9 protein-coding genes are annotated in these 14,773 nt (G+C 71.2%); 1 reads left to right on the forward strand and 8 read right to left on the reverse strand.

What is annotated here, in order from left to right; translation table 11 throughout:
* Nucleotides 1-50: 50 nt before the first annotated feature.
* The 3 genes from pyk to pta all read right to left on the reverse strand — a co-directional run bounded on the left by pyk (nt 51) and on the right by pta (nt 4,911).
* A complete protein-coding gene (pyk, locus tag IF89_RS0118845; RefSeq protein WP_030769025.1) occupies nt 51-1,481 on the reverse strand; it encodes a pyruvate kinase in 1,431 nt (476 codons plus the stop codon).
* Nucleotides 1,482-1,542: 61 nt separating this feature from the next.
* Nucleotides 1,543-2,757 (reverse strand): acetate kinase, encoded by a 1,215-nt coding sequence (locus IF89_RS0118850; RefSeq protein ID WP_030769028.1) that lies wholly within the window; start codon nt 2,755-2,757, stop codon nt 1,543-1,545.
* A 63-nt stretch (nt 2,758-2,820) separates the two neighbouring features.
* Nucleotides 2,821-4,911 carry a phosphate acetyltransferase gene (pta, locus tag IF89_RS0118855; protein ID WP_030769029.1) on the reverse strand — a complete coding sequence of 697 codons (2,091 nt, stop codon included), beginning with the start codon at nt 4,909-4,911 and terminating at the stop codon, nt 2,821-2,823.
* 274 nt (nt 4,912-5,185) lie between these two features.
* On the opposite strand from pta, the gene IF89_RS0118860 reads away from it, so the two are divergent.
* Nucleotides 5,186-6,211, forward strand: coding sequence for an ATP-dependent 6-phosphofructokinase (locus tag IF89_RS0118860; protein WP_030769032.1), 1,026 nt, complete (start codon nt 5,186-5,188; stop codon nt 6,209-6,211).
* A 54-nt stretch (nt 6,212-6,265) separates the two neighbouring features.
* Here the strand turns inward: IF89_RS0118860 and IF89_RS0118865 are convergent, their stop codons facing one another.
* The 5 genes from IF89_RS0118865 to IF89_RS0118885 form a co-directional block, all read right to left on the reverse strand.
* A complete protein-coding gene (locus IF89_RS0118865) occupies nt 6,266-6,889 on the reverse strand; it encodes a helix-turn-helix domain-containing protein (RefSeq protein WP_107047314.1) in 624 nt (207 codons plus the stop codon).
* A gap of 435 nt (nt 6,890-7,324) precedes the next feature.
* A complete protein-coding gene (glgB, locus tag IF89_RS0118870; protein ID WP_030769038.1) occupies nt 7,325-9,364 on the reverse strand; it encodes a 1,4-alpha-glucan branching enzyme in 2,040 nt (679 codons plus the stop codon).
* A complete protein-coding gene (locus IF89_RS0118875) occupies nt 9,361-10,812 on the reverse strand; it encodes a maltokinase N-terminal cap-like domain-containing protein (protein WP_063831319.1) in 1,452 nt (483 codons plus the stop codon). The genes glgB and IF89_RS0118875 overlap by 4 nt, the downstream gene beginning before the upstream one ends.
* A 178-nt stretch (nt 10,813-10,990) precedes the next feature.
* Nucleotides 10,991-12,709: a maltose alpha-D-glucosyltransferase gene (gene treS / locus IF89_RS0118880; protein WP_030769048.1), complete on the reverse strand. Its 1,719-nt coding sequence runs from the start codon at nt 12,707-12,709 to the stop codon at nt 10,991-10,993.
* A complete protein-coding gene (locus tag IF89_RS0118885) occupies nt 12,706-14,700 on the reverse strand; it encodes an alpha-1,4-glucan--maltose-1-phosphate maltosyltransferase (RefSeq protein ID WP_030769050.1) in 1,995 nt (664 codons plus the stop codon). The genes treS and IF89_RS0118885 overlap by 4 nt, the downstream gene beginning before the upstream one ends.
* Nucleotides 14,701-14,773 lie beyond the last annotated feature (73 nt).

A 14,773-nucleotide genomic window follows, 5' to 3' on the forward strand; every position in this document is an offset into this window, starting at 1 on the left:
GGTGCCGCCCTCGGTCTCTGTGCGGCAGAGTCGGGTGCGGCGCGGCGACGTCAGTCGCGGGCGACGCCGCCCAGGTGGTGGACGCGGACCATGTTGGTGGTGCCGGGGACGCCGGGGGGCGAGCCCGCAGTGATGATCATGGTGTCGCCGTCGTTGTAGCGGCCCAGCTTGAGCAGCTCGCCGTCGACCAGGTCGACCATCGCGTCGGTGGTGTCCACGTGCGGGACGATGTACGACTCGACGCCCCAGCTCAGCGTGAGCTGGTTGCGGGTGTTGACGTCGGTGGTGAAGGCCAGGATCGGCTGCGTGGCGCGGTAGCGCGACAGACGGCGGGCGGTGTCGCCGGACTGGGTGAAGGCGATGAGTGCCTGGCCGTTCAGGAAGTCGGCGATCTCGCAGGCCGCGCGGGCCACGGAGCCGCCCTGGGTGCGCGGCTTCTTGCCCGGGACCAGCGGCTGGAGGCCCTTGGAGAGCAGCTCCTCCTCGGCCGCCGCCACGATCTTCGACATCGTCTTGACGGTCTCGATCGGGTACTGGCCGACCGAGGACTCGGCGGAGAGCATGACCGCGTCCGCGCCGTCGAGGATCGCGTTGGCGACGTCGGACGCCTCCGCGCGGGTCGGGCGGGAGTTGGTGATCATCGACTCCATCATCTGGGTCGCGACGATCACGGGCTTGGCGTTGCGGCGGCACATCTCGATGAGCCGCTTCTGGACCATCGGGACCTTCTCGAGCGGGTACTCGACGGCGAGGTCGCCGCGGGCCACCATGACCGCGTCGAAGGCGGCGACCACGGCCTCCATGTTCTCGACGGCCTGCGGCTTCTCCACCTTGGCGATGACGGGGACCCGGCGGCCCTCCTCGTCCATGACCCGGTGGACGTCCTTGACGTCGTTGGCGTCGCGGACGAAGGACAGGGCGACCATGTCGCAGCCCATCCGCAGCGCGAAGCGCAGGTCGTCGACGTCCTTCTCCGACAGGGCGGGGACGTTCACGGCGGCACCCGGCAGGTTGATGCCCTTGTGGTCGGAGATCACACCGCCCTCGATGACGATGGTCTTGACCCGCGGACCCTCGACCTCGGTCACCCGGAGCTCGACGTTGCCGTCGTTGATCAGGACCTGGTCACCCTTGGAGACGTCGCCCGGGAGGCCCTTGTAGGTGGTGCCGCAGATGGACTTGTCGCCCGGGACGTCCTCGGTGGTGATGGTGAACTCGTCACCGCGCACCAGCTCGACGGGACCTTCGGCGAAGGTCTCCAGACGGATCTTCGGGCCCTGGAGGTCGGCGAGGACGCCGACGGCGCGCCCGGTGTCCTCGGAGACCTGCCGGACGCGGTCGTACCGCTCCTGGTGTTCTGCCTGGGACCCGTGGCTGAAGTTGAATCGGGCCACATTCATACCTGCCTCGATGAGCGCTTTCAGCTGCTCATACGAGTCGACGGCGGGGCCCAGCGTGCAGACGATTTTGGAACGGCGCATGACTGGATCCTATCGGTTTGTTTCGTAGCGGAATATTCCGGCTGGTGGAAAGTCCAAGTGACTACTCGGTAACCAGCGCGTACGCCTGGGTGGCGATCTCTAGTTCCTCATCCGTCGGGACCACCGCCACGGCCACCCGGGCATAATCCGCCGAAACCAGCCGCGGCTGCGGGGAACGCGCCGCATTGGCTTCGAGATCCAGCGCCAGGCCCAGCTCGTCCAGGCCGTCCAGCGCGGCCTCCCGGACCTGATGGGCGTTCTCGCCCACCCCGGCCGTGAACGCCACCGCGTCCACCCGCCCCAGGACCGCCGAGTAGGCGCCGATGTACTTCTTCAGCCGGTGGACGTACGCGTCGAAGGCCAGCCGGGCGCTCTCGTCGCCCTCGCCGGCCCGCCGCAGCACCTCGCGCATGTCGTTGTCGCCGCACATGCCCAGCAGACCGCTCTTCTTGTTGAGGAGCGAATCGATCTCGTCCACCGAGAGGCCCCCCACCCGTGCCAGGTGGAAGACGACCGCCGGATCGAGATCCCCGGAGCGGGTGCCCATGACCAGTCCCTCCAGCGGTGTCATGCCCATCGACGTCTCCACGCAGACCCCGCCCCGCACGGCCGAGGCGGAGGCTCCGTTGCCCAGGTGCAGCACGATCACGTTCACGTCCTCCACCGGCCTGCCGAGCAGCGCGGCCGTCGCCCGCGAGACGTACGCGTGCGAGGTGCCGTGGAAGCCGTACCGCCGGACGGAGTACGCCTCTGCGGTCGCGGCGTCGATCGCGTACCGCGCCGCGTACTCCGGCATCGTCGAGTGGAATGCGGTGTCGAAGACGGCGACCTGGGGGATGTCGGGGCGCAGCGAGCGGGCCACCTCGATGCCCGTGACGTTCGCCGGGTTGTGCAGCGGCGCCAGGGGGATCAGCTTCCGGATCTCGGCGAGCACCTCGTCGTCGATCACCGTCGGCCGGGTGAAGCGCGTGCCGCCGTGCACCACCCGGTGCCCCACCGCGGCCAGCTCCGGGGAGTCCAGGCCCGTCCCGTCGGCGGCCAGCTCGGCGGCCACCGCCTTCAGCGCGGCCTCGTGGTCGGTGATCGGGCCGGTCTGCTCGCGCTTGCCGCCCGCCGCCGCCGGGCCGGCGAGCGGCTCGTGCACCAGCCGGGAGGTCTCCTCGCCGATGCGTTCGACCAGGCCGACGGCCAGCCGCGACCGGTCCGCCATGTCGAGGAGCTGGTACTTCACGGACGAGGAGCCGGAGTTGAGGACGAGTACGCGCGATGCGGTCACGGTGCGGGTCTTTCCTTGTGGCGGGCGGTGGGGGAGGAGGGGGGAGGCGGCGGAGGGCCGGGGTCAGGCGGTCGAGGCGGGGCCCGGCGCGCCCTGCGCCTGGATCGCCGTGATGGCCACGGTGGTGACGATGTCCTGGACGAGCGCGCCGCGCGAGAGGTCGTTGACGGGCTTGCGCAGGCCCTGCAGCACCGGGCCGACCGCCACCGCGCCGGCCGAACGCTGCACCGCCTTGTAGGTGTTGTTGCCGGTGTTGAGGTCCGGGAAGATCAGCACCGTCGCGCGGCCCGCCACCTCGGACCCCGGCAGCTTCGTCGCGGCGACCGACGGCTCCACGGCGGCGTCGTACTGGATCGGTCCCTCGATCGCCAGGTCGGGGCGCTGCTCGCGGACGATCTCGGTGGCCTTGCGCACCTTGTCCACGTCCGCGCCCGAACCGGAGGTGCCGGTCGAGTACGAGAGCATCGCGGTCCGCGGCTCGACGCCGAAGGCGGCGGCGGTCGCGGCCGACTGGACGGCGATGTCGGCCAGTTGCTCGGCGTCCGGGTCCGGGTTGACCGCGCAGTCGCCGTAGACCAGGACCCGGTCGGCCAGGCACATGAAGAAGACCGAGGAGACGATGGACGCCTCCGGCTTGGTCTTGATGATCTCGAAGGCCGGGCGGATGGTCGCGGCGGTGGAGTGCACCGAGCCGGAGACCATGCCGTCGGCCAGGCCCCGCTGGACCATCAGGGTGCCGAAGTAGTTGACGTCGGTGACCACGTCGTGGGCCAGCTCGACGGTCATGCCCCTGTGGGCGCGGACCTGCGCGTAGTACTCGGCGAAACCTTCCCGCAGCGGCGAGGTCGCCGGGTCGATGAGCTGCGCGCCGGAGATGTCGACGCCGAGGTCCCCGGCCTTCTTCAGGATCGCCTGCTCCTCGCCCAGCAGGGTCAGGTCGCACACTCCCCGGCGCAGCACCACGTCCGCGGCGCGCAGCACGCGCTCCTCGGAGCCCTCGGGCAGTACGACGCGGCGGCGCTCGGAGCGGGCCCGCTCCAGCAGCTCGTGCTCGAACATCATCGGCGTGACCCGCTCGGAGCGGGCCACCGAGAGCAGCCCGCGCAGTTCGCCGGTGTCCACGTGCCGCTCGAACAGGCCGAGCGCCGTCTCCAGCTTGCGCGGGGTGGCGGAGTTCAACCGGCTCTGCAGCGAGAAGAGTTCGGCCGCGGTCGGGAAGCTGTTGCCGGCCACCGACACCACGGGCGTGCCCGGCGCCAGCTTCGACGCCAGCGTCAGGACCTCCGCGCTCGGGCGCTCGTTCAGGGTGAGCAGCACTCCGGCGATCGGCGGGGTGCCCGAGGCGTGCGCGGCCAGCGCGCCGACGACCAGGTCGGCGCGGTCGCCGGGGGTCACGACGAGGCAGCCGGGGGTCAGGGCGTTCAGGAAGTTCGGCAGCATGGCACCGCCGAAGACGAAGTCCAGGGCGTCGCGGGCCAGGCCCGCGTCGTCGCCGAGGAGCACCTCGCCGCCGAGCGCCCGGGTGATCTGGGCGACGGTCGGCGCGGACAGCGACTTGTCGTCCGGCAGGACGTAGCAGGGCACGGGGAGCCGGGCCGCCAGCCGCTCGGCGATCAGGTCGCGGTCCTCGGCGGCCACCCGGTTGACGACCATGGCGACGACGTGGCAGCCCAGGCTCTCGTACGCGCGGTGGGCGTTGCGGGCCTCGGCGCGCACCTCCTCGGCGGGGTGCTTGGTGCCGCCCACGACGGGGACGACCACCGCACCCAGCTCGTTGGCGAGGCGGGCGTTGAGCGCCAGCTCGTCGGGGAGGTTGGTGTCCGCGTAGTCGGTGCCGAGGACGAGCACGACCTCGTAGTCCCGCGCCAGCCGGTGGTAGCGGTCGACGAGCTGCGAGACCAGTTCGTCGGTGCCCTTCTCGGCGAGGATCGCCGAGGCCTCGCGGTACTCCATCCCGTAGGCCGTCGAGGCGTCCTGCTCGATCCGGTAGCGGGCCTTGAGGAGGTCGAAGAGGCGGTCGGGTGCGTCGTGGAGCAGGGGGCGGTAGACGCCGACCCGTCCCGTCTGCCGGGTCAGGAGCTCCATGATCCCGAGTTCGACGACCTGCCGGCCGTCCCCCCGCTCGATGCCGGTCACGTACACGCTGCGCGTCACGCGTGCTCTCCGTCTCTCGGTGTCGTCGATCGACCCGGTTGCCAAGGGCTTGCCCTCTTGACAATACCTCCGCCAATGGGTAGGGCGCCGCATGGGCCGAAGGCCCGGTCCGAGGGGCCGAAGGCCCTCCGGGGCGAGTCGCGCGGGGCGCGCCCCACCCGGCGGCCGTGGAACAATCGGACAGGCGGTACCAATACGCCCTTCATACGTACGGACCGGCCGTGGACGCCCTAGGGCGCGGCGAGGTACGACCAGGAGCAGGAGACACAGCACGATGCGTATCGGAGTTCTCACCGCGGGCGGCGACTGCCCCGGCCTCAACGCTGTCATCCGGTCGGTCGTACACCGCGCAGTGGTCGGGCACGGGGACGAGGTCATCGGCTTCGAGGACGGCTTCAAGGGCCTCCTCGACGGTCACTTCCGCCCCCTCGACATCAATGCCGTCAGCGGCATCCTCGCCCGCGGCGGCACGATCCTCGGCTCGGCGCGCATGGAGCGGGCCCGGCTCCACGAGGCCGCCGAGAACGCGCAGGAGCTGGCCACCCGCTACGGCGTCGACGCCCTCATCCCGATCGGCGGCGAAGGCACCCTCACCGCTTCGCGGATGCTGTCCGACGCCGGCATGCCGGTCGTCGGCGTGCCCAAGACCATCGACAACGACATCTCCTCCACCGACCGCACCTTCGGCTTCGACACCGCCGTCATGGTCGCCACCGAGGCCATCGACCGCCTCAAGACCACCGCCGAGTCCCACCAGCGCGTGATGGTGGTCGAGGTCATGGGCCGCCACGCCGGCTGGATCGCCCTGGAGTCCGGCATGGCCGGCGGCGCCCACGGGATCTGTCTGCCCGAGCGCCCCTTCGAGGTGGACGCACTGGTGAAGATGGTCGAGGAGCGCTTCGCCCGCGGCAAGAAGTTCGCCGTCGTCTGCGTCGCCGAGGGCGCGCACCCGGCCGAGGGCTCGATGCCGTACGAGAAGGGCGAGATCGACGCCTACGGCCACGAGCGCTTCGCCGGCATCGGCAACCGCCTCGCCATCGAGCTGGAGCACCGCCTCGGCAAGGAGGCCCGTCCGGTCATCCTCGGCCACGTCCAGCGCGGCGGCACCCCCACCGCCTACGACCGCGTCCTCGCCACCCGCTTCGGCTGGCACGCCGTGGAGGCGGTGCACCGCGGCGACTTCGGCAACATGACCGCCCTGCGCGGCACCGACATCGTGATGGCCCCGCTCGCCCACGCCGTCACCGAACTGAAGACGGTCCCCGCGGGCCGCGTGTACGAGGCCGAGTCGGTCTTCTGACCGCCCCGCGCCGGGAGGGCCGGGGCCCGTGCGGGTGCATGCCGCGACCGCGGGCTACGACGCGCCGCCCGCCAGTTGCCAGAAGCGGTCCACTATGTGGGTGAGGAACTCCCGGCCCGCATCCCCGCTGGCGGCCTCGCCCTGGCCGCCGCCCCAACTGAGCGTCGCCACCATCCGCGACTGGTAGTCCCCGTGGAGCTGCTCCAGTACCCGCTCCAGGTGCTGCTTCGGGATCGGCAGCAGCTTGCCGAGCGGCTTCACGTAGGCCTGCCAGCGGGTGGTGACCGCGCTGCGCAGCAGCTCCGCCAGTTCCTCGCGCTTTCCGGTCGCCGCCACGAACTGGGCCAGGGTCAGCCCGAGCACCGTGGCGAGGGCGGCGGACTGCCGCTCGTTGCCCCTCCAGCGCCCGGTGTCCTCCATCTTCTGGTAGGAGCTCGTCTCCAGGCCGATCCGCCGGGCCAGCTCGTCCGCCCCCAGCCCGCGGGCCAACCGGTGCTCCCGCAAGGTGACCGGTTCGGCGAGGAGTTCACCCGGCGAACACCACAGCACCCCCGCCAGCGCGGTCAGCTCCGCGGAGGACGGTGATATCTCCCCGCGCTCCCAGGCCATCACCGTCTCGGGCGCGACGACGAGGCCGTACTGGGCCCTCAGGCCGTAGGCGACATGTCCGGGAGCCATGCCCAGGGCCGCACGCAGGCGCCGCGCGGCGGGGGCATTGAAGGGTGGGCTGGAGTGCACACCGCACACCGTAGAAGTGGCCGGGCTGCGCCGCCTACAGACCAAACAAACAAGCCCATACCTCGTAGGAAAGTCCTAGGAAGTAGGGGGCTTTTGGCGGGTTTTCCGGCGACCGTCCGGTAATCGGTGCACTCGAAGATCCAGTACTGCGTACGGTTCCAGCCAACTCACCCCGACGCAATACCCCTCACACGGCCTCCACGGAATGTGAACCGGAACGCCCTCCCGTACGTGGTTCCTGTGGGGCCCTCGCATACGGGGGTGGCGAGGGCCCCGCCGACCGACGCGGACCGCACCCCTCACCTCGACCCGGTGGGGATGCGGTCCACGCCGACCTGCTCGTCCTCCGCCACGGTGAACCCGCCTGCCGGACGGCTACGGCTGGAGCCAGATCGTCGCCAGCGGAGGCAGCGTCAGCCGAAGACTCACCGGACGGCCCTGCGCCGGCACCGGCTCGGGCCGCAACGGCTGCCGGTGGTGCACCCCGCTGCCGCCGTAGCACTCCTCGCGCACGCCCCGGTGGTCGCCGGCCGCCGAGTAGGAGGCGTCCAGCAGCCACCAGTCCGGCCCGTGGCTCTCCGACCACTCCGAGCCCTGCGCGAACTCCTGCCCCATGAACAGCAGCTGCTTGCCGGGGTGGGCCCACATGAAGCCGAGGTACGCCCGGTGCGCGGCGCGCTGCTGCCACCAGTCGCCCGCCGGGATCTTCGACACCAGCGAACGCTTGCCGTGCACCACCTCGTCGTGGGAGATCGGCAGCACGTAGTTCTCGCTGTAGGCGTAGATCATCCCGAAGGTCATGTCGTGGTGGTGGTACTTGCGGTGCACCGACTCCTTCGACATGTACCGCAGGGTGTCGTGCATCCAGCCCATGTTCCACTTCAGGCCGAAGCCCAGCCCGCCGCCGTCCGTCGGCCGGGTCACGCCGTCCCAGGCGGTGGACTCCTCCGCGATGGTCACCACCCCCGGGCAGCGCCGGTACACGGTGGCGTTCATCTCCTGGAGGAACGCCACCGCGTCCCAGTTCTCCCGGCCGCCGTGCTCGTTGGGCGCCCACTCGCCCTCGTTGCGCGAGTAGTCCAGGTAGAGCATCGAGGCGACCGCGTCCACGCGCAGCCCGTCGATGTGGAACTCCTCGCACCAGTAGACCGCGTTCGCGACGAGGAAGTTGCGGACCTCCTTGCGCCCGTAGTCGAACTCCAGCGTCCCCCAGTCCGGGTGCGCGGCCCGCCGCGGGTCCTCGTGCTCGTAGAGCGGCCGCCCGTCGAACTCCGCGAGCGCCCAATCGTCCCGGGGGAAGTGCGCCGGCACCCAGTCGACGATCACTCCGATGCCGGCCCGGTGCAGCGAGTCCACCAGGAAGCGGAAGTCGTCCGGCGTGCCCATCCGCGAGGTCGGCGCGTAGAAACCGGTGACCTGGTAGCCCCACGAGCCGCCGAAGGGGTGCTCGGCGACCGGCATCATCTCCACGTGCGTGAAGCCCAGCTCCTTGACGTACGCGGGGAGCTGCTCGGCGAGCTGCCGGTAGGACAGCCCCGGCCGCCAGGAGGCCAGGTGCAGCTCGTAGACCGAGAAGGGCGACTGGTGCACGGGCCGGGCGCCGCGCCGCGCCATCCACTCCGCGTCCTGCCACTCGTACTGCGAGGCCGTGACCACCGAGGCGGTCGCCGGCGGGACCTCCGCGGAGCGGGCCATCGGGTCGGCGCGCAGCGTGTGGCTGCCGTCCGGCCGGGTGATGTCGTACTTGTACAGCGTCCCGGCGCCGATCCCGGGCAGGAAGAGCTCCCAGACGCCGCTGGCGCCGAGCGAGCGCATCGGATGGGCGACGGAGTCCCAGTACGTGAAGTCCCCGGTGACCCGGACCCCCTGCGCGTTCGGCGCCCACACCGTGAACCGGGTGCCGGCCACGCCCTGGTGCTCCATCGGCTGCGCCCCCAGCGCCGTCCACAGCTGCTCGTGGCGGCCCTCGCCGATGAGGTGCAGGTCCAGCTCGCCCAGGGCGGGCAGGAACCGGTAGGGGTCGTGCACCTCGATCTCGGTGCCTTCATAGGCCACCAGCAGCCGGTAGTCCGGCACCGCCGTCAGCGGCAGCAGCCCGGAGAACAGCCCGTCGCCGTCGTCGTGCAGCTCGGCCCGCAGCCCCTCGGCCACGACCGTGACCGCCTTGGCGTGGGGTCGCAGCGCCCGGAAGGCCACCCCGCCGCGCTGGGGGTGCGCCCCCAGCACCGCGTGCGGGTCGTGGTGGCGGCCCTCCAGCAGCCGGGCCCGTTCCTCCGGGCCGAGCGCCGGCGCCGGCCGGGCCCCGTTCGGCGGGTCGGCGCGGCGGGCCCGCGGTGTGCGTGGCTTCTTGGCCGCCGACGGGGCGGGTGCGGCTTCGTCGCGGACGGTCGGTGACGGCTGTCGTGCGGCGCTCACGCGAGCGGCCTCCTCGGGGGCTTCGGATGGGGGTGCGGATGGGGGGAGAGCGCGCCCGGGGCGGGCAGGGTCGGCGGCACGCGGTGGGCGGGCCGCACGGGTTCCGACAGCCGCCGGATCGCGGCCATCGGCACGTGCAGCCAGTCCGGACGGTGCCGGGACTCGTACCGGGCCTCGTACACCGCCTTGTCCGTCTCGTACGCCCTCAGCAGTACGGGGTCCTCGCGCGGGTCCCGTCCGGTGGTGCGGGCGTAGCCCTCGCAGAAGGCGGCCCGGCAGTCGTCCGCCCAGGCGGGGGCGAACGGCCGGTGCGAGCGCGCGGCATAGTCGAAGGAGCGCAGTATCCCGGCGATGTCGCGCACCGCCGGTTCGGGGCGGCGCCGGTCGGCCAGGGGCCGGGCCGGCTCGCCCTCGAAGTCGATCAACGACCAGCTGCCGTCGAGGGTGCGCAGGGTCTGCCCCAGATGGAGGTCGCCGTGGATCCGCTGGGCCGACACCCCGGTCCCGCGGGACGCGGCCAGCGCGTCGAAGGCCGCGCGCAGCCCGGCCTCGTAAGGCCGCAGTGCGGGCACCTCGCGTGCGGTCGCGGCCAGCCTGGCCGTCATCCCGGCGGCCAGCCGGGCGGTCTGCTTCGGGCCGAGCGCGACGGTGGGCAGGGCGGTGGCGAGTGCGCTGTGCACCTCGGCGGTGGCCCGGCCGAGGGCGTGCGCCTCGGCGGTGAAGTCCTCGCCTGCGCCCAGCCGGCGCAGAGCGAGCTGCCAGCCGTCGTCGGAGCCGCGCAGGTAGGGCTGGAGCACCCCCAGGGTCAGTGGTTCGCCGCCGGGCGGTTCGGCCTCGTACCAGGCGACGGGTGCCGGCACCCGTGTGCAGCCGGCGGCGGCCAGGGCCCGGGGCAGCTCCAGGTCCGGGTTGATGCCGGGGCCGACGCGGCGGAAGACCTTCAGGATGAACGAATCTCCGTAGATGAGCGAGGAGTTCGTCTGCTCCCCGGACAGCGGCCTGGGCGTGAGCCCGGCCGGGATCGGCGTGGCCGGGTCCCGGTCGAAGCGCAGCGGGCCCAGCACCCCGGGGGAGCGCAACCGCTCCAGCAGCATCGCCGCGAGCCGGGGGTCGCCCAGCGCCTCGTAGACCGCTCGGCCGGCATACGGCCCCTCCTCGGCGTGGCCGATGAGGGTGGGCGCGAGTGCGGGCGGCAGGGACGGGCGGATGCCCAGCAGCAGCTGGTAGCAGTCCCCGTCCACGTCGAGCAGCACGTGCAGCAGCCCGGGGGTGGAGCCGGGGGGCAGCAGGTCGGCCGCCGAGACGGTCGTGAGTCTGCTGATGGCCCGGCCCTTGCCCGCGAACCAGCGCTGGGCGGGCAGCCAGGCCCGCAGCATCGGTTCCAGCGGGGCGATCCCGGCGGCCCGGTCGGCCGTGAGCCGGCTCCGGGCGGATGCAGCCTCCGACATGGCGTCGCGTCCTTTCCCCGGGCCGTCACAGAATGCGCAGAGTGTCCCGGATGCGCGGCAGTTGCTTCTCCGGCATGTGCGTGTGTCGGGTCAGGATGGTCCGTACAGGGGCGGGCGATTGACCCGTTCGAGCCGCCCGCCCCCTGGTCGAGGCGTGGTCCGCCTGTGACCGTGCCGGTTATTCGGCGCGGCGGTCTCCGCGCTGTTCGGCACGCAGCCGGAACCAGTAGAAGCCGTGTCCCGCCAGGGTCAGCAGGTAGGGCCACTCGCCGATCGGCGGGAAGCGCACGTCGCCCGTGAGCTCCACCGGTACCCGCCCGTTGAACGACTGCAGATCCAGCTCGGTGGGCTGCGCGAAGCGCGAGAAGTTGTGCACGCACAGCACCAGGTCGTCCCCGTACTCGCGCAGGAACGCGAGCACCGCCGGGTTGGACGACTGCAGTTCGGTGTACGAGCCGAGGCCGAAGGCCGGGTTCGCCTTGCGGATCTCGATCAGTCGGCGGGTCCAGTGCAGCAGCGAGGAGGGCGACGCCATGGCCGCCTCGACGTTGGTGACCTGGTACCCGTGGACGGGGTCCATGATGACCGGCAGGTTCAGCCTGCCCGGATCGCACGAGGAGAAACCGGCGTTGCGGTCCGGAGTCCACTGCATGGGGGTGCGGACGCCGTCGCGGTCGCCCAGCCAGATGTTGTCGCCCATGCCGATCTCGTCGCCGTAGTAGAGGACCGGCGAACCGGGCAGCGACAGCAGCAGGGCCGTGAACAGCTCCATCTGGTTGCGGTCGTTGTCCAGCAGGGGGGCGAGGCGCCGCCGGATGCCGATGTTGGCGCGCATCCGCGGGTCCTTGGCGTACTCGGCGTACATGTAGTCGCGCTCTTCGTCCGTGACCATTTCGAGGGTCAGCTCGTCGTGGTTGCGCAGGAAGATGCCCCACTGGCAGTTCTTCGGGATGGCCGGGGTCTTGGCCAGGATCTCGGAGACCGGGTAGCGCGACTCTCTTCGCACCGCCATGAAGATGCGCGGCATGACGGGGAAGTGGAACGCCATGTGGCACTCGTCGCCGCCCTTGGCGAAGTCGCCGAAGTAGTCGACGACGTCCTCGGGCCACTGGTTGGCCTCGGCGAGCAGCACGGTGTCCGGGTAGTGCGCGTCGATCTCCGCGCGGACCCTCTTGAGCAGCTGGTGCGTGCGCGGGAGGTTCTCGCAGTTGGTGCCCTCCTCGGCGTACAGATAGGGCACGGCGTCGAGGCGGAAGCCGTCGATCCCGAGGTCCAGCCAGAAGCGGAGGGCGGAGATGATCTCCTCCTGGACGGCCGGGTTCTCGAAGTTGAGGTCCGGCTGGTGGGAGAAGAAGCGGTGCCAGTAGTACTGCTTGCGGAGCGGGTCGTACGTCCAGTTCGAGGTCTCGGTGTCGACGAAGATGATCCGGGCGTCCTGGTACTGCTTGTCGTTGTCGGCCCACATGTAGTAGTCGCCGTAGGGGCCGTCCGGGTCCTTGCGCGACTGCTGGAACCACTCGTGCTGGTCGCTGGTGTGGTTCATGACGAAGTCGATGATCACCCGCATGCCGCGGGTGTGCGCGGCGTCCACGAACTCCACGAAGTCGGCGAGGTCGCCGAACTCGGGCAGTACCGAGGTGTAGTCGGAGACGTCGTAGCCCCCGTCGCGCAGGGGCGAGGCGAAGAACGGCGGCAGCCAGAGGCAGTCGACGCCGAGCCACTGGAGGTAGTCCAGCTTGGCGGTCAGGCCCTTGAGGTCCCCGACGCCGTCGCCGTTGCTGTCGTGGAAGGAGCGGACGAGGACCTCGTAGAAGACGGCCCGCTTGAACCAGTCGGGATCGCGGTCCTTGGCGGGGGTGTCCTCGAAGGTGTCGTGGACGGGATCGTTGATCATCATGTGGTGGGTGACCCTCCGGTGGGCGGGGACGGTCGCAGAGCGGCCAGCACGTGCGCGGGCGCGCGGCCCGGCTCTAGACGCACGTAGTTCGCCCTGCCCCAGTGATAGGTCTCGCCGGTGAGCTCGTCGCGCACCGCGAGGGACCCGTGCCAGTCGAGGCCGAGTACCGGCATGTCCAACGAGACCGTCGCCTCCTGGGTGTGGTGCGGATCGAGGTTGACGACCACCAGTACGGAATTGGCGCCCGCGTGCTTCGAATAGGCGATCACCTGTTCGTTGTCGGTCGGGTGGAAGTGGATGTCGCGCAGCTGCTGGAGCGCCGGATTGCGCCGCCGCAGCCGGTTCAGGGCGGTGATCAGCGGGGCGATGGTGCGGCCCTCGCGGTCGGCGGCCGCCCAGTCGCGCGGCCGGAACTCGTACTTCTCGGAGTTCAGGTACTCCTCGCTGCCCTCGCGCAGCGGGGTGTTCTCGCAGAGCTCGTAGCCGGAGTAGATCCCCCAGGTCGGGGACAGGGTGGCGGCGAGGACCGCGCGCACCTCGAAGGCGGGACGGCCGCCCTTCTGCAGGTACGCGTGGAGGATGTCGGGCGTGTTGACGAAGAAGTTCGGCCGCATCACCGAGGCGGACGCGGTGGAGGACAGCTCGGTCACGTACTCGGTCAGCTCGGCCTTGGTGTTGCGCCAGGTGAAGTACGTGTACGACTGCTGGAAGCCGACGGAGGCGAGCGCGCGCATCATCGCGGGCCGGGTGAAGGCCTCCGCCAGGAAGATCACGTCCGGGTCGGACTTGTTGATGTCCGCGATCACCTTCTGCCAGAAGACCACCGGCTTGGTGTGCGGGTTGTCGACCCGGAAGATGCGCACCCCGTGGTCCATCCAGTGCCGCAGGATCCGGCAGGTCTCCTCGACGATGCCGGCCATGTCGGTGTCGAAGTGGACGGGGTAGATGTCCTGGTACTTCTTCGGCGGGTTCTCGGCGTACGCGATCGTCCCGTCGGCACGGTGGCGGAACCACTCCGGGTGCTTCTCCACCCACGGGTGGTCGGGGGAGCACTGCAGGGCGAAGTCCAGCGCGATCTCCATGCGCAGCTCACGGGCCCGGGCGACGAAGGCGTCGAAGTCCTCGATGGTGCCCAGTTCGGGGTGGACCGCGTCGTGCCCGCCCTCGGTGGAGCCGATGGCCCACGGCACACCCGGGTCCCAACTTCCCGCCGACAGCGTGTTGTTGGGGCCCTTGCGGTAGGTGCTGCCGATCGGGTGGATGGGCGGCAGGTAGACCACGTCGAAGCCCATCGCGGCGATCGCCGGCAGCCGTTCGGCGGCGGTCCGGAAGGTGCCGCTGACCGGGGCCTCGCCGGGCTCCAGCACCGCGCCCTCGGAGCGCGGGAACATCTCGTACCAGGAGCCGAAGAGGGCCCGCTTGCGCTCCACGAGGACGGGCAGCGGCTTGGACGCGGTGACCAGCTCCCGGTAGGGGCGCCGGGCGAGGGCGGCGGCCACGGCAGGGGCCAGGGCGGCCTCGTACCGCTCGGCGGCAGGACGGTCCTCGTCGCGCATGGTGTCGGCGGCGGCGAGCACGGCCTCGCGGCCGTCGCGCTTGGGGATCCGGGCCGCGGCCCGCTCGTAGAGCTCCGCACCCTCCAGCAGCACCAGCCCGGTGTCGATCCCGGCCGGGATCTTGACCGCGGCATGGGCCCGCCAGGTGCCCACCGGGTCGCTCCACGCCTCGACGGTGTACGTCCACCTCCCCTCCACCTCGGCGGAGACGCGGGCCCCCCACCGGTCGGTGCCGGGGGCGAGTTCCCTCAGCGGCACGGGGGGCCGCAGCCGCCCCTTCGGATCACGCAGGACGACGTGGGCGGCTACGGCGTCATGTCCCTCGCGGAACACGGTGGCCGAGATCTCGAAGACCTCGTCCACGACCGCCTTGGCGGGTCTGGCGCCGCAGTCGACGGCGGGGCGGACGTCCAGCACGGGAATGCGACCGATCATGATGGGATCACCTGGGGGCAGTTCGCAGGGCTCGGTGACAACAGGCCAGCCGGTATCACGACTGGTAGTGCAC

Origin of the sequence: Streptomyces sp. NRRL F-2664 (assembly GCF_000719345.1) — a bacterium.
Classification (GTDB): domain Bacteria; phylum Actinomycetota; class Actinomycetes; order Streptomycetales; family Streptomycetaceae; genus Streptomyces.